The organism is Cognaticolwellia mytili, assembly GCF_002104475.1.
In the GTDB taxonomy this organism is placed as follows: Bacteria; Pseudomonadota; Gammaproteobacteria; order Enterobacterales; family Alteromonadaceae; genus Cognaticolwellia; species Cognaticolwellia mytili.
This window is the reverse complement of sequence record NZ_NBOF01000003.1, coordinates 438,119-457,075: the sequence shown is the minus strand read 5'-3', so window position 1 is coordinate 457,075 and position 18,957 is coordinate 438,119. Positions and strand designations below refer to the sequence as shown.

Below are 18,957 nucleotides of genomic sequence, written 5' to 3'. Positions count from 1 at the left end.
GAGCTTGCTATGTTAGCTAAAATGTTTATGTTTGAATGGCGTTACTTTATTCGTCAGCCATCTTTTTATGTCACCAGCTTGATTTTTTTCTTGCTGACATTTTTTGCCACAGTAAGTGACAACGTACAAATTGGTGGCGGTGGTAATGTACTTTATAACGGTCCTTTTTCAATCGCACAAACCCTCGTCATTATGGGACTTTTTTCAATGTTTTTGGTGGTCAATTTTGTTGCAAGTACCGCAACTAGAAATGATACGACAAAAATGTCTGAGCTCCTCTACAGTAAACCTATAAATCCTATCAGCTACCAGCTTGGTCGCTTTTTGGGTTCGTTTGCGATGGTAGCAACAATTTTTTCTTTTGTACCTCTAGGCATATTCATTGGTACCACATTAGGCAGTTTAGCAGGTTGGGTTGACACCGAGCGTTTAGGTGACACAAATTTAACTTACTACTTAACCGCCTACTTTTATCTAGCACTGCCGACACTATTCGTATTGTCTTGTATGTTCTATGCTGTCGCGATTCGTTTTAGAAGCATGATGGCGGTCTACCTTGTCGCTGTTGGTTTTTTTATTTTATATACCGTTGCCGGGCAGTTATTTTCAGACCCTGAATATCGCACTATTGTTGCATTAGCTGACCCATTCGCCATCAACACTTTTAGCGAAGTCACTCGGTATTGGACAATGTTTGATAAGAACAATACTACCGTTGAGCTTAGCGGATTATTGTTGCAAAATCGCATAGTATGGTTAGTAGCAAGTATGATAATTATGGCCGCATTTGGCGGCTTTACTCGTAAGGTAAAGCTGACCAAAGACAAAGCCAAGAAAAAAGAAAAGCAAGCGGTTGAAGATTACGCTGACCACATACTAAATAACAAAGTAAATTTTAAAAGCCAGGGAGTTAAAACCGCAGCCCACTTACTTTTAAGAATTAAATTTGAAATTAAACAAGTTATTTTTAGCGCGCCATTTCTTGTTTTAGGTGCGTTTACTGTTTTTGCATTGGTTGCGCCGTTAATTGACCCAAGAGAACTATTTGGCACACCAAATTGGCCTATTACACAAACCATGGTTCAGTTAATTTCTGGCTCAACGGGCTTGTTAATGATGATAGTGTTAGCCTATTACAGTGCAGAAGTTGTATGGCGTGAGCGTGATTCTGGTATGGGTGATATTGTTGATTCTGCCCCAGTAAACAACATTACATTTTGGTTATCAAAAATTATTGCGATTAGTTTAGTACTTGCATTACTCTATGTTTTTGGTATTTCAGTTACTATTTTAAACCAACTAGTTCGTGGCTATGATAATTTAGAATTATCTCAATATATTATCCGACTCGGCTACGTTAATTTAATCCCACTGATGATGACAGCAGTACTTGCCTTCTTTTTGCAGGTCGTTAGCCCAAATAAGTACGTTGGCATGATGCTGTTTGTTCTTTACATCATTTCAACCATTGTATTAAGTAACTTCGGCTTTAATCACAATATGTTCCAGTTTTCTGGTGCGCCGCAAGTACTCTATTCTGATATTAATAAATATGGTACCTTTCTTGGCACGCACTCATGGTATATGTTGTATTGGTTGGGAATGTCGATAATTTTATCGGTGTTGACTTACGCATTATGGCATAGGGGCCCTGCTCAGTCTTTAAAAGCACGCATCAAAAATATCGCTTATTATATTGGTAATTCTGGAAAAGTTGCTCTGTTGGTAGGTATAGCTCTATTTGTTGGTGCAGGTAGTTATATTCATTACAACACACGTGTATTAAACGAATTCGTTATTCAAGACGATTTGGAAGATCTTCGTTCCGATTACGAAAAAGCTTATGTTCAATACAGAAATGATGAAATTCCAACCATTATTAAAACCCATGCAAAAGTGGATATATACCCAAGCGAGCGTCGTATTAATGCAACGGCAGATATAACCGTTATTAATAAGAGTGACAAGGAAATCACTCGATTTTTAGTTTCCCAACCACGATTTTCTAAAGACTGGAAAGTCATCATTGATGGTGGTGAAGTTAAAGAGTTTAATGATAAATACAACACCGCATGGTTCGAATTTAATAGGCCTTTACAACCAGGTGAATCAAGAACAGGACAATTAAAGGTTCATAGAAAGCATCAAGGCTTTACTGATGGCGGTAACGACCTTACTTTAGTCGAGAATGGTACTTTCATAGATAACTATGAACTTTTCCCTACATTTGGCTATCGCTCAGACTGGCAAATAACCGACAGACATGAACGTAGAAAGCGTGATTTAGCACCGATTCAACGAGCCAATAAGCTAGAAGAATCGAAATTTTACAATGAAAGCTTCTTTGGCAAAGGTGTCACGTTTATTGATTTTGAAGCCACTGTTTCAACCAGTGAAGACCAATTCGCGATTGCGCCAGGTTATATTCAAAGTGAAAAGGTAGAAAATGGTCGCCGTATATTTCATTATAAAATGAATGCACCAATGGTTAACTTCTATTCATTCATGTCTGCACGTTTAAAAAAGAAGAGCGAGCAATATAAAGGTATAGACATTGAAGTCTATTATCACCAAGATCATCACATGAATGTCGACCGTATGATTGAATCAGTTCGAGACTCTATTGATTACTTCACTAAACAATTTGGCCCTTATCAGCATAAGCAAATGCGTATTATTGAGTTTCCTGGTTATCGCTCGTTTGCACAAAGCTTTGCTAATACCGTGCCATATTCTGAAAATATAGGCTTCATTACTGATTTACGAGATCCTGAAAACATTGATCCTGTTTATTATGTAACGGCGCACGAGGTTGCTCATCAGTGGTGGGGCCATCAAGTAGGCGCTGCCAATGTACAAGGTAGTGCTATTATTTCGGAAAGTTTATCGCAATATTCTGCTTTAATGGTGATGGAGAAAAAATACGGCCCAGAGAAAATTCGTAAATTTTTAAAATACGAGTTAGATCGTTACCTTCGCGGGCGTAGTGTCGAGGTTATTGAAGAAATGCCATTAATGCGCAGTGAAAATCAACAATATATTCACTATCGCAAAGGTTCAGTGGTCATGATGTCGCTAAAAGATAGAATGGGTGAACAACGTTTAAATAAAGCATTAGCTGATTTTCTTGCTAAATTTAAATATCAAAGCACACCATATCCAACCACAATAGACTTAATGGCATTTATTAATCAAGAGAATAACGATAGCGAAAAAGCCTTTGTAAGTAGCTTATTTGAACATATAACGCTTTATGATCTTAAAACCTCTAACGTTGAAGCAACTAAAAGGGAAGATGGACAATTTGATATCACAATCACGGTTGACGCTTCACTAAAACGAGCTGACGGGCAAGGCCTAGAAACCGAAGAAGAATTTTCTGACATGATTGATATCGGGTTATTCAACGCAGATCCCGAAGATTTATCTGCTGAAAACATTGTTATTTATTTAGATAAACACCCAATTAAAACTGGTAAGAACATTATTAATTTGGTGGTTAAGGAAATACCTAAATATGTTGGGATTGACCCTTTTGTAAAACTCATTGATAGAGACAGTGCTGACAATATTTATCGTCTATAACACTTTTCTATTAGCTAGATAAAAGTCACACATATGCTAGTGACTTTTGTCTGTTTTACTACTTTCTTAGTTATATAATTCTATTTTTATACCAATCAAACGTTTCAAAACACTGTATGGTATTAACAAGTCAAGCTAACAAATTAAGCACTGCTTGTTAATATCAATCATTCTACTTTCTGTAAGTAAAACGTTAGTTACCCTGCCGAGCGATAAAAGCTAATGAGTGTTGATTAAAAACATCTGGGTTTTCAACATTACATACGTGACCACACTTGCTAATTGTATGTAATAAACTGTTTTTATGCTTTTGAACCATTTCTTTTACTGGCCCAAGAAACATGTGATCTTCTTTACCCATAATATAAAGAATAGGAATATCAATTTCTTTCTCTTTAAAATGATGCATTAAAGGGTTAACGTCCATAGCCAACTTAAACCAACGAAGAAACTCTTTCTGACACAAACGTTTTGCTTCACGAACAAATAAAAGTCGAGATTCTTTATGGCGTTTTCTCGGCATCATAATAAAAGCAAATAAACGATATAACCACATGTATGGTAAACAATGCTTAAAGAAATTCCCGAGGTACACTAAGGTATTACTGCGGGTGTTAAAACGCGTAATAGCGCCGCCTAAAACCATACTTGAAACGTATTCAGGGGCAATTTCAGCAATATTACGAATGATAATAGTACCCAAAGAGATACCAACAAAATGCGCGCTAGCAATGTTGTTGTGATCTAAAACATCAATAATATCTTCAGATACTTTGTTGAATGAGTAATTACCATCAACAAACGTTTTAACGAGATGCCCCGACTTCCCATGGCCACGAAGATCGAGCAAAAGAACATTATATTCTTTTTGATAAGCTCTGAGCTGACGGAACCATATCGCTGAACTACCACCAGCACCATGAACAAAAACGACCCACACCCTGCTGGTTTTATGCGGGAAAATAGTATGAAAAAGAATTGATTTGCTCATTGTTACAAGCTACCTGACACTTAGTTATCACTCTCAACGGCCTGCTAGTATAGCGAGGTTAAAAAAAAATCTCTGAATAAGTTCTAGTTTTCGGATCTGCGCAATTTTTTTCACTAAATAAAACATTGCGCCATTGGGTGTGCTGCAATTAGCTTATCGTTCAAGTAAAACATTTAGGTAGCCACTCGTTTATAAATAGTGTCTGCTATGAAAAACCAATTACAAACACATTTGCACCACGAGCAGTTACATATACCAACATTAAATTCATTTAAAGCCAATCTCCTGCTGCTTGTATCGGGCTTGGGTCTTCGTCACTTGAAATCCAAACCACTAATGCTTTTTTTACTGATTGAAATTTCTCTACATTAGGTAAAGTTAGTTTAGCCGTAAAATAATTATTTTTTCGCTGTGCTTTTTCGGTTTCATAACCAATAACAACAAAGTCATGTGGTAGTTGTTTACCTCTGTTTTCACCGCGTATAACCGAGGTCTTTTGATTAAAAGCTAGAACAGCCAAATGCACACGCCCGTTATTTGGTGCATTAGCTATTGCAGCAAATTTAATATCGGCAACGCTGATATCTTTGACAGTGTCTTCTTCAAGATTTATCGTTAACCGACCTACTTTCTTATCATTATTTATTGGTAAATTTTGCCCTCTAAACCAGCCCTCCCAGCCTTTACCATTAACAATAAACCCTGGTGTTGCGATCGTTCTTGCATGACCTAGGATATTATAACGGCGTTGGCGCTTGGTAAATTTAGCATTGGCATATGGATCTTTCCAACCCAAGTAATCCCAATAGTCAACATGAAAGTTAATTGGAATGAATGAAGTAAATAACTTGGGTGCATTAATAAACTGCCCTAACCAGCGCTCTGCCGGTGGACAGCTGCTACATCCCTGTGAGCTATACACCTCAACTAAATTAACTTGATGCTCAGGGCTAATAATAGTCTTCGCATTGGCTAACGCAGAATATAAATAAACAAATAAAATAATACTGAAAAACTTGTAACTCATTTATAACTTCTCTTTAAAAGATATAAATAAAAAGAAACATTTAGCTGAAATAAAATTTCATCATTTGCTAATATAATAAACCCAATAGATACTTTTAGGGCAATAAGAGTAAGTATTATGAGTAAAAAAACTGACGCTAGAGCATTAACAGAGAGACACCAAGCACTTGTCCATAGTGAACAAAAAACGGTTGTTTCTCATGTTCAACGTGAAGTTGATGAATGGTTTCTTAATACCATCATGATAAAAGGTCTCGATGTACCGTTTAAATATCGCCGTAAGAAACTCTACAAATCATTAAAAAACCAACAGGTCAATTTGACCTATTATCCAGCCAATGAAGTCGTAGCAGGTTTTGAAATTGAAATTATGAAAATAGTTCGTATTAAAGTATGCTGATCACATTTTCTGAGAAATAATTGCTATATCAGACTGATAGATGGCTAAAAAAAACTAATTTAGCTTAATTATCAAACAGACCTTGACGAATCTCTCACCATCTTACATAAATATAATATCAACAATAAAAAATAGAAAATGTTGATTGTATAAAAAGTAGCAGATCTTTAAATAAATCTGCATTATTTTTGGGGACAGAAAGAGGTATATATCATGATTTTAAATCATATTTGGGGGCTTTATACTGCACCTAAAAAAGAGTGGCAAACTATCGAGAAACGTCATGAAAGTTTGATGTATTCAATGGTTCATATCCTAACAATTTCACTAATCCCTGCCATTTGTGGCTACTACGCAGCAGCGCATATCGGTTGGACTATTGGTGCTGGTGATCCAATAAAACTCACAGAATCTAACGCTATATTTATGTCTATAGCAATGTATGCAGGATTAATTTGTGGAGTACTTGCTTTAGCTGCACTAATTCAGTGGATGGCGAAAACATTTGACTCAAAACCTGACTTCACACAGTCATTAGAGTTAGCTGCATATGCTGCAACTCCATTGCTAATGGTTGGACTAACCACATTATTTCCAGTGCTTTGGTTTGTCGCACTTGCTGGTTTAGCAGCGCTGAGTTATTCAGTTTATTTGTTATATTCTGGCGTGCCGATAATGATGAATATCCCAGAAGAAAAGGGCTTTATTTATTCAAGCTCTGTAGTAACCTGCGGCTTAGTACTGATTGTTGCTTTAATGGCAGTAAGTGCTGTTGTCTTTAGTTCAGGTTTAGCGGTTGAATACGTTAGCTAAATAAAGATTTATATTATCATTGCCCACAGCAAATAAGAAATCCCGCTTTTAAGCGGGATTTTTATACTTACTGATAAATAGCTAGCTTGAACTATAGATAAAGGAGGATAACTAACCAATAAATAATGACTTCGTATATTTTTACCTCTTATTAGTCAGCCATGTATTTATCTATGGGGGCTTCTTTCTTGTCATCATGCTATAAGCCTGACGCAACACATCACAATAAGCTTATATTTTGTAATTTTTTCTAATACGATGAGCAGGCTTAACTACCAATCTTTCTCAATATAATGTTACTTTCAACAAACAATAAACCATCTAAAAAACAAAAGCTTGAATGTCGGATTACTTTACACCATTAAATTTAAGCACTAGCGAAGTTTTATAACACATGAAAAATAAGAGTTTATTAAGGACAGATTCACAGAGTCTGCTACAACTGGCTCTGCAGTTAAATGGTTAATTAATCATAATGGTGTTGAATCTACAATTAATGGAACTTGGTGGTGGAGTGATAGCAGTAATCAAAATAATTTTGATTGGACAACATCAGGGACTTCATTTAGTCAAGGTGACGGTATCTGGGACGCTGGTCTTATTGTAAATGGTGACGGAGGAAATCCGGTAAATAATACAAGCTGGGGTGTTGGTAACTCTAATTCAGGTGATACATCTGAAAGCGTTTAAACTGATGGAGTACAGACGACTAACAGAACCCCAAATTTAAAAAACATTATGTATATAAAAACAAACGAAGTACCTGAGCCATCAACACTTGCTATATTCGCATTGGCTATTATAGGACTAGCATCACGTAAGACCAAAAGACAATAAGCTAATCTGATTAATCCTCTTACATTCGAGTAATAAAAAAGCACCATTTATCGGTGCTTTTTTATTACTTGCTATTTATTTTAGTTTGTACTTCGCTCTCGATCTTTAGCTAAGCAACCTAAGATTGAAACAGCAACAATAAAAACACTGCAACTTCAGTGTATTACAAAGGTACAGTCTACATTAGTGCCATTAAAGCCTACTTATTATTCCACGCTCAGGTTAGGTAAGAAATATTTCAAATTGTGACCTTTGCTAACTCATATGTATTTCTTTTATTATTGCAAAAACAGTTATCAAGAAAGTATTCTCAGGTATCTAACTAATACCAAAACTCTCGACTTTACTTGCCTTTTAATGAAGGTAGTCAGCTTTATGCTCACCTATTATTAGCTAATAGTGATAATGTTGTTATTGTCACTAAGTTCATAAATACACAGATTAAACCCTATTATGAGCACTTTCTGTTGTGAGTTAGCATCGCCTCAACTTAAAAAACAATTTGATTTTCTCAGAGTTACTAAAAATACTATTTTAATAAACTATTGTTGCTCGTTACATTAGTCTTTTATATTAATAATCTGGTCTTTAGATAGCTTAGATGACTTTAGATAGCTTAGATGACTTTAGATAGCTTAGATGACTTTAGATAGCTTAGATGACTTTAGATGGCTTAGATGGCTTAGATGGCTTAGATGGCTTAGATGGCTTAGATGGCTTAGATAGCTTAGATGGCTTAGATGGCTTAGATGGCTTAGATAGCTTAGATGGCTTAGATGGCTTAGATGGCTTAGATGGCTTTAGATAGCTTTAGATGACTTCTTAAAAATATGGTGCCTTGACCCGGAATCGAACCAGGGACACGAGGATTTTCAATCCTCTGCTCTACCGACTGAGCTATCAAGGCACTAATCTTAATTAACAAACAGCTTAGATAGTTAAGCTTTTGTCTCGAAAGAGGCGACATAATATAGTGATTTAACTAAGCCCGCAAGCCATTTTACGAGTTTTTTTAATTAATATTTTAATCAGCTATAAGCCATAAAAAAGCCAGCAACTTGGCTGGCTTTAACTCGATGATTTTATAATCAGTTCGCTAACTAAATGTCGCTTTCATTATCCAGAAGAAGACAATTGAAAGGCCGGCCCCCACAGGTAATGTAATTACCCAAGATACAACAATATTACGTACCACACCTAAGTTAATAGCAGCAATACCTCGAGCCATACCTACGCCTAACACTGCACCGACTAAGGTTTGTGTTGTTGATATAGGTAAGCCAGCACCAGAAGCGATAACCACAGTACAAGCAGCAGCCAATTCCGCAGCAAAACCACGACTCGGCGTTAAGTGTGTTATGCCTTGACCAATAGTCGCAATAACTTTATGGCCAAATAATGCAAGACCCGCAACAATACCGAAACCACCTAAAGGAAGGATCCACCAAACTAGCGCTGATTTTTTCGCTATTTCACCGCCGTTATCAACGATACTTACCACTGCTGCTAAAGGACCAATCGCATTGGCAACATCATTTGAACCGTGAGCAAATGCCATACAACATGCAGTTACTATCATCAAAATAGCAAATACTTTTTCAACATTCGCGTAATGCGTCGTTTTTTCCGCTGACTCATCAAACTTCAAACGACTGATAAAGTATTTACCTATCATTGCGACAATAGCGGCAACAATAGCAGCATAAATAAAGCCGTCTGTTGAATCAATATCTAAGCCTAAATGCTTCAAGCCTTTTTTGATGGTCACTAGTGACAATACAAAACCAGCAAAAAACATATAAAGTGGTACCCAACGGCGTGCTTGAACTAATGGTTTATCTGTATCAAAAATAAGCTTTTGTGCACTATTAAAGATTAAGAAAGCTATAACACCTGAAATAAGTGGCGTAATAATCCAACTGCCAACAATACCGCCGACTTTACCCCAAGCAACAGTATCAGGGCTAACACCAATAGCAGCAAAGCCGATAATAGCACCAACTATCGAGTGGGTAGTCGATACAGGCCAACCAAGAACGGATGCAACTAATAACCATGTAGCTGCGGCTAATAATGCTGAGATCATGCCGTAAACCAATAGTTCTGGAATGTCGACGAAAAGCGCAGGGTCAATGATACCTTTACGTATAGTTGACGTTACTTCACCACCGGCTAAATATGCACCGGCAAATTCAAACACCATAGCGATAATAATCGCTTGTTTAATTGTTAACGCTTTCGAGCCAACCGATGTTCCCATTGCATTAGCAACATCGTTAGCGCCAATGCCCCATGCCATAAAAAAGCCTACGGCAGCAGCAATCATGACTAACGTTGAGCCATTTGCGAGTATAATATCCATGAACGAGCCTTATTTTCTAGCCAAAAGTATTTCTAAACGTGCACCAACACGCTCGGCAAGGTCGGCTAAGTCACCAACCCAGTCAATGATCTGATATAAAAACATTACGTCGACACAATTTAATTCTTTCTCAATTGTTAGCAAGTCTTTACGTAATGCTATTTGCATGCCGTCAGTATCATCTTCGATTTGATCTAATTGACTGATCATTTTATTAACCAATTCAACTTCACGACCACGAAATCCTGTTTCTAATAAGTCATCCAATTCATTAATAGCATCGGCAGCCTTTTCAGCAGCATCAACACTACGCGCAACATAAGCGATAAATTGCTCTTGTAACGGCTTTGGTAACGTCAACTTTCGGCCAAAAATACGCCCGGCAATATCTTTTGCACGGTTAGCAATTTTGTCTTGTTGCGTTAGTAACTCCAATAAATCAGCACGATCGACCGGCATAAATAAACCGCCCGGTAGCTCTAAACGAATTTGACGCTTTAAATCATCAGCATCACGTTCTAATTTAGATATTTTCGTACGAATTTTTCCTGCGGTACTCCAGTCTTCCTCAGTTATTGCTGCGAAGAAAGGGACTAGTTGATTACAACACTTTGTTACCAATCGAATATGTTTTTCTATTGGCTTTATTGGTGATTTTGCAAATACACCGAGTATTGAATTTCTGGCCATAATTAGTTTCCAGGAGCTATAAGCTCTTTATTGTTATTCGCCGCGGATATTAAACCATTTGAAAGTTAATTCAAATGGTTTATATCAAGATACAGGCTGTTTATAGAATGATTAGCTATTAAGAGTTCGCTTTAAAGTATAACCACTATTTATAATTCAGGAACTCATATTTCATTATTGAAATTATTGTGTCTCTTTGCTATTTAGAGAGTGACTGAAAATCTTCAGCTGTGGTATGACGCACATCTCTACCTTTAACAAAGTAAATAATATACTCACAGATATTTTGACAACGGTCACCAATACGCTCTAACGCTCGTGCCGACCAAATCACACTCATCACTTGCGGAATTGAGCGCGGATCTTCCATCATATAGGTCATTAGCTGGCGCATTAATGCCTCATATTCGCGGTCTATTTTATCATCACTTTTGTGTACTTTTACTGCAGCATCATAATCCATGCGAGTAAAAGCATCTAATGTCGATTGTAAAAACGTTAAGACATGGCGACCTAAATTATCTAAATTTGACAATAAATCTTTATGCTTACCCGACAAGCTTTCTAACGTAACATTCGCTATTTTCCCTGCTTCATCGCCAATACGCTCTAAGTCTGTAATAGTTTTAACAATGGCCATCACTAAACGTAAATCACCAGCTGCAGGTTGTCGTTTAGCAATAATACGTGTGCATTCATCATCTATGCTGACTTCTGCATTGTTAATTTGATAATCATTTTCTAGCACTTTTTTAGCGAGCTCTTCATCAGCATCGCAAACTGATGTTAATGCATCTGCTAACTGTTTCTCCACCAATCCCCCCATGTGCATAACATGATTAATAATACGCTCTAAGTCTTCATTAAATTGGCCAGAAATATGACGACCAATATTTAAATTATCCACGGTAAAATCCTCTGTCTATCTTCAGTGTTATGGTCAATTAACCATAACGGCCGGTAATATAATCTTCAGTTTTCTTTTTTAACGGTGTAGTAAATAAAGTGTTAGTGTCACTATATTCAATTAAGTCACCCATATACATAAATGCTGTTTGATCAGAAACACGAGCAGCCTGCTGCATGTTATGCGTAACAATCACTACGGTAAATTGTTTCTTTAAATCGTTAATCAACTCTTCAATAGTCAATGTTGAAATCGGATCAAGCGCTGATGTTGGTTCATCAAGTAGCAATACTTCCGGCTTTATGGCTATCGCACGGGCAATAACCAAACGCTGCTGCTGACCACCAGATAAACCTAAAGCACTTTCATGTAATCTATCTTTTACTTCATTCCAAAGTGCGGCACTACGTAAAGCGTTTTCTACCGCTTCATCAAGTACGCGGCGATTGTTTTCGCCAGTAATACGTAAGCCATAAACCACATTTTCATATATTGATTTAGGAAATGGGTTCGGACGCTGAAACACCATACCAACCTTACGACGTAATGCCGCAACATCAGTGTGACGGTCGTAAATATTTTCGCCATGAAGGTTAATTTGACCCTCAATTTTACAAGTATCAACCAAATCGTTCATCCGGTTAATACAACGCAGCAATGTTGATTTACCGCAACCACTTGGGCCAATAAACGCCGTTACTTGCCCTTTTGGGATCGACATTGAAATGTTTTGCAAGGCCTGCTTGTTACCATAATATAAATCTAGGTTCCTAATCTCGAGCGCCACTTGCTCTGGCGAAAGGTTGTTAAGATCGAGTTTAACATTGTGCTCTGATAAATTTTTTGGCGTAACAGAAATCATAGTGTTCTCTTTAAATCTAACTTTGTCATTGGGCTTATAATGCCGTTAATCTTGTTCATTGCACTTAATCATTTGCTAAAAATAAATTAAGCACTTTACGAGTTTTCTTAAGCGTTATGCTAGTTGGGCAAATACAACTAGTGCTCTAGCATGCGATACTTTTCACGTAAGCGGTTACGAATCGACACTGCCGTCATATTCAACGCGACTATAATGCTCACTAGCAATAATGCCGTAGCGTAAACAAGTGGTCTTGCCGCTTCAACATTCGGGCTTTGAAAGCCAACATCATAAATATGAAAGCCTAAATGCATAAACTTACGATCTAAATGTAAGAACGGAAAGTTGCCATCAAGTGGTAAGTTTGGCGCCATCTTCACAACACCGACTAACATTAGTGGCGCTACTTCACCGGCAGCACGCGCTATTGCTAAAATAATACCGGTCATAATCGCAGGACTTGCGATAGGTAATATAATACGCCATAAGGTTTCAGCTTTCGTCGCACCTAGCGCCAAGCTACCGTGTCTCATCGCTGAAGGAATACGTGACAAACCTTCTTCGGTTGAAACGATAACTACAGGTAAAGTCAAAATAGCTAGTGTAATAGCCGACCACATTACCCCTGGCGTGCCAAAGGTTGGGCTTGGTAGTGTTTCGGCATAAAACAATTGGTCTAAACTGCCACCTACCATGTAAACAAAGAAGCCTAAGCCAAATACGCCATAAACAATAGAAGGTACGCCAGCAAGGTTAATTACCGCAATACGTAACAATTTAGTTAAGGCATTATTTCCAGCATATTCATGTAAGTAAATTGCTGCAACTACGCCTAATGGCGAAACAATTACTGTCATTAACAATACCATCAACACGGTACCAAAAATTGCTGGAAAAACACCACCTTCAGTATTGGCTTCGCGAGGATCATCACTAATAAATGAGCCTATTTGACTAAAGAAAAGTTTAATCTTGCCAAACAAAGTCAACTGATTGTTAAAGTTGATTTTAAGTATGTTTTCAAAATTAATAGTAACTTTCTGGCCGTCCATCGCACGCATCACTATTTGGTCACGAGAAATTTTTTCTCGCAAGCCCATTAGCGCGTGCTCAAGCACTTCATAGTCAGCACGTAAACTTGCCACGGTATTTTTAAACTCAAGCTGCAGTTCAGGAGTCAAGGTTTCATCAAGCTTATGTTTGCGCTCTTTTAAACGTGTGCGCTCAATTTGATAGTTAATTGCCCCTATATCAACTTTTTGTAGCTCTTCCATTTCTGCTTGGAATTCACTAACACGCTCAACCAGTTCTGGCATTTTCTCTAATCCAACAGTTCTGCCATCAAGAATAATGTTTTCTATATAACCATAGAAATTGCCATTGGTACGGCGTTCTATCAACACTAAGTCTTCAGGTAATGATTGCTGGCTAATTTGTGGTACCAGTATCCAGCGAAAGTCTAAACTCACTAATTCACGGTTACCGGTTTTAATTAGCAGACGTTCAATGGATTCAACTGAGGTATCTAAATCAAGATTTAAATGCACTAGCTGTGACGTTGGAATATTTTCACGATCATAAATTTCACCGATGACTGTAGTGTTTATCCCCTGCTCATCAGTCATTTCAAACTGATAAATATCGGCAGGCCAAAAATAACTTAAGCCACGAGATGCAATTAACCACAGTAAGCCAATGACCGAAATCAAACTAATGCTTACACCGCCTGCTGACAACCAAACCCAAGGAGAGCCAGATTTAAACCAATTATTCATGTTACTGTCCCTTCTTACAACGAGCTGTATTTTTCACGCAAGCGCTGACGAATAAACTCAGCAAGCGTGTTAAATACAAAAGTGAATACAAACAAAACGAATGCCGCTAGGAATAAAATACGGTAATGAGAACTTCCCACTTCCGACTCTGGCATTTCAACGGCAATATTGGCTGCGAGTGTTCTCATACCTTGGAAAATACTCCAGTCAAGAATAGGCGTGTTACCTGTCGCCATTAATACAATCATGGTTTCTCCTACTGCACGCCCTAGCCCCATCATCACGGCAGAGAATATGCCAGGACTTGCGGTAAGTAATACAACTTTAACTAAGGTTTGCCACTGCGTAGCACCTAAGGCGAGTGAGCCACTAGTTAAATGTTTCGGCACACTGAAAATAGCATCTTCAGCCATTGAGAAAATGGTTGGTATAACAGCAAAGCCCATCGCAATACCAACAACTAAAGCATTACGTTGGTCAAAGCTGATATCTAAATCATTGGTGATAAATTGTCTTATATCACCGCCAAAAGCATACAATTCAAGTACAGGTGATAGTGCAAAAGCAGAAATTCCGGCTAGTAGTATTGCGGGGATTAAAATAATAGGCGCCCAAGTTTCAGGTATTAAAGTTTTATAAGCTCTAGGAAGTTTGTGCCAAGCAAACGCGGTGATAAATACCGATGTCGGTATAAAAATAAGTAGCAAGAAAATCGCTGGCAAATATATTTCAATAATTGGCGCTAACCAAAGCCCCGCCAAGAAACCAAGAATAACCGTAGGCAGCGCTTCCATTAATTCAATGGTCGGTTTTACTTTTCTGCGTAAACCTGGGGTCATAAAGTAAGCGGTATAAATTGCCGCCGTTAGTGCAATAGGTACAGCAAACATCATGGCGTACATTGCCGCTTTTATCGTACCAAACGAAATAGGCACTAAAGAAAATTTTGCTTCAAAATCATCTGAGCCTGACGTTGACTGCCAAATAAACTCAGGCTCAGGGTAACCTTCATACCAAACTTCTTGCCACAGCGCTTGCCATGTCACTTCAGGGTGCTCATTTTCCACGCTGAAAATTGATAATTCTTGTTCTGAAAATATCACTAAGCCATCAGCGCGAGGGGCAATCGCAAACGCTCGTGCATTGCCCTGATGCAATTGACCACGCCATAAATCAGCTTCACTGGTGGTATAGAACATGCCCATTTCACCAGAAGGTGTTTCAGTATAAAAGCTTTTACGAAATTGTTCGGTATAAATTGCCGTTATTGGCTCTTTGTCGCTTACCTTAAATTGACGAATATTTTTAAATTCACGCCCTTCTTTGCTAGCAACTTCAAACCATTGGCTCACTTGACCATTATCATCACCTAGTAGAATTGAGCTACCACCCGAAAGTAATGCCATTGAGGTAATATGATTAGGCGATGATTTGTTTTGTGCTAATTGCGGAATGATAGTCGCTTTTAATTCACTTTCTTCATCGAGTGAGTACACAGCAACTTGATCAGCTTCGCGAATAAATACCATGGCTAAATCTGGCGTCACTAAAATATCATCAACGTACTTGGCTGAATAATCAATTTCTTCATATTCGGCTTCAAATTCAGTGTCGTAACTAAAGTCATCTTCGGCGATAAAGCTAGTTTTAATCAGTCGATTATCTTGCGTAAAACCAACAAAAATAGCCTTTTCGTCGTCCATGGCAAAAGATAGTTTTTTCAATGCGACATTATTTTCTTCAACAGGCAGAAATGCTTCACCCAGTGGATAACGAACACTTGGAATAATGACCCTTTCACCACTGTCGAAATTTGAGGTGAAATTCGGCGCAATTAGTTGCACATTACCTGCACTATCAAGCAGTAACTTTTGCTCTTGGCCAACATTCACCAGCTGAACTAGTTTTTCGCCATCAGCGACAAGCTGCTGTGAGTGAATTTTAGCTCCTGCTTTATAGCGTGAACTATCAACTAATTGATAAAAGTTAATAGTTCCTTGCTGCGTAATACTATACGCAACCTCTTGTAGCTCATCAACACCGGTTGATAAAACCTTTTGTGGTTCAGTAATAGCAAACTGAGCGTGAGCTTCAACTTTTGCAGACTCAAATATAGGTTTAATCACATACAGTAAGTACATGAAAATCAAAACCAAAGTAAATAGAACACTAATACCGCCCAGTGTAATCACCCATTTCGCTAATGAGTTTTTAACCTTACGATAATTTCCTGACTTGGAAGCAATGGCCACTTAAAAATACCTTCAACTATGATGATTTTTTATAACTGCAGCAATTATAAGACAGTTGTGTGACACTTTTGTGACAAGAAGAATTAATCCATACTATTAAGTCATTTATGCCTAACTATTGCCGAGAAGTCATCACTATTATATTATTTCATCTTCGTTTGCAGTTGTTTGCGGTAAGGAATAGATATGGCAATTAGCCAAATAATGCGTCGGGATTTAGTGACTCTAGACATGGATAGTACACTCAGTGATGCTAAAAGTTTATTCGAACTTCACGATATGCATCATATCTTAATCACAGATAATGGTAAGCTAACAGGTGTCATCAATGATAGGGATTTATTGCAACACCTTAGCCCAACAATTGGTACTCGTAAGGAGAGCCCACAAGACAGCTTTATTCTTAATAAAAAAATTCATTTGATTATGTGTAGAGACGTAATTTCCGCTAGTGATGAAATTACTTTAAACGAAGCCGTTTTGATGTTTTACGATCATAAAATTTCCTGTATCCCTGTTATTAGCAAAGAAGAAAAACCAATAGGCATAGTTACTTGGCGTGATATTATTAAAATCATTGCAGTACAATATCGCAGAAAGGCTCAAGTCACTAAAGAAAAGCTAGCTCCTTCTAAATAGGCTAACAGTTACTTCTAACACCAGCAACTTATAACCTACACATTTTTTTATCAATCGTTGGAAATGACTTAATTTCACCTATTTAATAGCTTACTAGGTCAAATCATCACGTAAGTAAAATGATGTTTACTAAAGTCACTTTCTGTATTATTTCCATTTACCGAAATTCACCACTATAGAGTCGAACGTTATTTAAGCACCTAACAGCATCATACAATGTAAATATCATACTTAACAAAATAATACATTATTGCGCTACAAGTAGGCTTTCAGAGTGTATATTATTGATATTCTTTGCCATACTTTAAAATTAATAAATATTAGACGATGAGTGATGTTGCACCTCCAAACAAGTTAAAGCTCTAGTTTAGGCGCACATATCTATAAATAAGCTCAAATTAATAGCAAAAGGAATAGATGAATAGTAATGATTGGAAACACATATGTTAGATAAAAAAAACAAAGATGCCGAAAAGTTATTACTACAGGTGAAATCAATGGCTGAAATATTAGATAACATAGGTGCTTATGTTTTCGCCAAAGATTTGGACGGCAAATATATATATATCAATTCTGACGTGGCCAATTTATTTCAAATGCCTGTAGATGATATTATTGGCAAAGATGATAGCCACTTTTTTGATCTTGGAATCTCTGATGAGCTACGTCTGAACGATTTAAAGGTTATTAAGCATAAAGTAGCTATCGAATCTGAAGAAAATAACTCGGTCAAATCAACGGGTAAAATCCACACCTACAAAACAATTAAAAAACCTCTATTTAACGATAAAAATCAAGTAATTGGATTGATAGGAATATCAACAGATATTACAACACAAAAAACTTTAGAAACTGAAAACAAAAATCAAAAGAATCTGCTTGATGTTATTTTAAATAATGTCGATGCCTACATCTATATGAAAGACTCCAATAGAACCTTTAAGTATGTCAATAGTAGAGTTGCAGAGCTTTTTGGTTTACCTGCAAAGGATATTATTGGTAAGCGTGATATTGATGTTATCCCGCAAGAGTTTGCAGATCATTTTTGGCAAACAGATAAACTAGTATTCGAACAAGGTGAAAAAATTGTCATTAATGAAACGTCATTAGGTGCTGACAATAAAATTCATCATTATCTTAGCATTAAAGTTCCTTGTGACTTTGAAGAAAATAATAAAACTTTAATTGGTTTTTCTACCGATGTGACAGAATTGTATCACTTAAAAGAAAAATTCAAGAAACTGGCAAATACCGATGAATTAACTGGTTTATATAATCGTCGTTACTTCTTTGATAATGCAAAACACGAATTTAATCGTGCTAAAAGAAATTTACAAGCACTTGGTGTGATATCCATTGATATTGATCACTTTAAAGATATTAACGATCAATACGGTCACCCAATGGGGGACAAAGCTCTTTTAAAAATTACAGATCTAATTATTCCTACAATTAGAACTGAAGATATTCTTGCACGTATTGGTGGAGAAGAGTTTCTAATTTTACTTCCTCATACACCAAAAGAACAGTGTCAAAAATTTGCTGAAAGATTGCGAAAGCTGATTGATACAACCCCCATTTCGATCACAAATAATATTCAATTAGCAATAAAAATCAGCCTAGGCGTTGCAGTAATTAAAACCACAGATACTTGTTTTGAAGATATGTACGCACGTTCAGATGTTGCACTTTATAAAGCGAAATCGCTCGGCAGAAACCAAGTTGTAATAATTGATTAATAGACAGGCTAAGTAGCTTCATTTATACGATAACGCCTTATATTCTATCAAAACTGATAATTTATGTGATGTTACAAAA

General features: G+C 37.1%; 15 protein-coding genes and 1 tRNA gene. 7 read left to right on the top strand and 9 right to left on the bottom strand.

What is annotated here, in order from left to right:
• Positions 1 to 9: 9 nt before the first annotated feature.
• The gene (locus tag B7C41_RS11565) at positions 10 to 3,585 is read left to right on the top strand and encodes an ABC transporter permease/M1 family aminopeptidase (protein WP_085299074.1); all 3,576 of its coding nucleotides are present in this window, start codon (positions 10 to 12) and stop codon (positions 3,583 to 3,585) included.
• 193 nt (positions 3,586 to 3,778) lie between these two features.
• On the opposite strand, the gene B7C41_RS11560 is transcribed toward B7C41_RS11565, so the two are convergent.
• The gene (locus B7C41_RS11560) at positions 3,779 to 4,576 is read right to left on the bottom strand and encodes an alpha/beta fold hydrolase (protein ID WP_085299073.1); all 798 of its coding nucleotides are present in this window, start codon (positions 4,574 to 4,576) and stop codon (positions 3,779 to 3,781) included.
• 271 nt (positions 4,577 to 4,847) lie between these two features.
• The gene (locus B7C41_RS11555) at positions 4,848 to 5,603 is read right to left on the bottom strand and encodes a DUF1223 domain-containing protein (RefSeq protein ID WP_085299072.1); all 756 of its coding nucleotides are present in this window, start codon (positions 5,601 to 5,603) and stop codon (positions 4,848 to 4,850) included.
• A 117-nt stretch (positions 5,604 to 5,720) separates the two neighbouring features.
• Between B7C41_RS11555 and B7C41_RS11550 the strand changes: the two genes are divergently transcribed.
• From B7C41_RS11550 to B7C41_RS20235, 4 genes are all read left to right on the top strand, one after another.
• Complete coding sequence (locus B7C41_RS11550) at positions 5,721 to 6,002, top strand: hypothetical protein (RefSeq protein ID WP_085299071.1); 282 nt, start codon at positions 5,721 to 5,723, stop codon at positions 6,000 to 6,002.
• A 213-nt stretch (positions 6,003 to 6,215) separates the two neighbouring features.
• Positions 6,216 to 6,815 (top strand): Yip1 family protein, encoded by a 600-nt coding sequence (locus B7C41_RS11545; RefSeq protein ID WP_085299070.1) that lies wholly within the window; start codon positions 6,216 to 6,218, stop codon positions 6,813 to 6,815.
• A gap of 738 nt (positions 6,816 to 7,553) precedes the next feature.
• Complete coding sequence (locus tag B7C41_RS20675; protein WP_085299069.1) at positions 7,554 to 7,652, top strand: PEP-CTERM sorting domain-containing protein; 99 nt, start codon at positions 7,554 to 7,556, stop codon at positions 7,650 to 7,652.
• 658 nt (positions 7,653 to 8,310) lie between these two features.
• On the top strand, positions 8,311 to 8,460 hold the full coding sequence (locus B7C41_RS20235) for a hypothetical protein (protein ID WP_169712439.1): 150 nt from the start codon (positions 8,311 to 8,313) through the stop codon (positions 8,458 to 8,460).
• 23 nt (positions 8,461 to 8,483) lie between these two features.
• On the opposite strand, the gene B7C41_RS11535 is transcribed toward B7C41_RS20235, so the two are convergent.
• The 7 genes from B7C41_RS11535 to B7C41_RS11505 all read right to left on the bottom strand — a co-directional run bounded on the left by B7C41_RS11535 (position 8,484) and on the right by B7C41_RS11505 (position 16,389).
• Positions 8,484 to 8,559: transfer RNA gene (locus tag B7C41_RS11535), tRNA-Phe, on the bottom strand.
• Between the two features lie 189 nt (positions 8,560 to 8,748).
• Positions 8,749 to 10,014: an inorganic phosphate transporter gene (locus B7C41_RS11530; RefSeq protein WP_085299068.1), complete on the bottom strand. Its 1,266-nt coding sequence runs from the start codon at positions 10,012 to 10,014 to the stop codon at positions 8,749 to 8,751.
• A gap of 9 nt (positions 10,015 to 10,023) precedes the next feature.
• On the bottom strand, positions 10,024 to 10,704 hold the full coding sequence (locus tag B7C41_RS11525; protein WP_085299067.1) for a TIGR00153 family protein: 681 nt from the start codon (positions 10,702 to 10,704) through the stop codon (positions 10,024 to 10,026).
• Positions 10,705 to 10,903: 199 nt separating this feature from the next.
• Complete coding sequence (gene phoU / locus B7C41_RS11520; RefSeq protein ID WP_085299066.1) at positions 10,904 to 11,611, bottom strand: phosphate signaling complex protein PhoU; 708 nt, start codon at positions 11,609 to 11,611, stop codon at positions 10,904 to 10,906.
• A gap of 37 nt (positions 11,612 to 11,648) precedes the next feature.
• Positions 11,649 to 12,473, bottom strand: coding sequence for a phosphate ABC transporter ATP-binding protein PstB (pstB, locus tag B7C41_RS11515; protein WP_085299065.1), 825 nt, complete (start codon positions 12,471 to 12,473; stop codon positions 11,649 to 11,651).
• A 137-nt stretch (positions 12,474 to 12,610) separates the two neighbouring features.
• On the bottom strand, positions 12,611 to 14,248 hold the full coding sequence (pstA, locus tag B7C41_RS11510) for a phosphate ABC transporter permease PstA (RefSeq protein WP_085299064.1): 1,638 nt from the start codon (positions 14,246 to 14,248) through the stop codon (positions 12,611 to 12,613).
• A 14-nt stretch (positions 14,249 to 14,262) separates the two neighbouring features.
• A complete protein-coding gene (locus tag B7C41_RS11505; RefSeq protein ID WP_085299462.1) occupies positions 14,263 to 16,389 on the bottom strand; it encodes an ABC transporter permease subunit in 2,127 nt (708 codons plus the stop codon).
• A gap of 297 nt (positions 16,390 to 16,686) precedes the next feature.
• Here B7C41_RS11505 and B7C41_RS11500 point away from each other — a divergent pair, with 297 nt between their 5' ends.
• Positions 16,687 to 17,139, top strand: a complete 453-nt coding sequence (locus B7C41_RS11500) for a CBS domain-containing protein (RefSeq protein ID WP_085299063.1) — start codon at positions 16,687 to 16,689, stop codon at positions 17,137 to 17,139.
• A 443-nt stretch (positions 17,140 to 17,582) separates the two neighbouring features.
• Positions 17,583 to 18,878, top strand: coding sequence for a sensor domain-containing diguanylate cyclase (locus B7C41_RS11495; RefSeq protein ID WP_085299062.1), 1,296 nt, complete (start codon positions 17,583 to 17,585; stop codon positions 18,876 to 18,878).
• Positions 18,879 to 18,957: the final 79 nt, after the last annotated feature.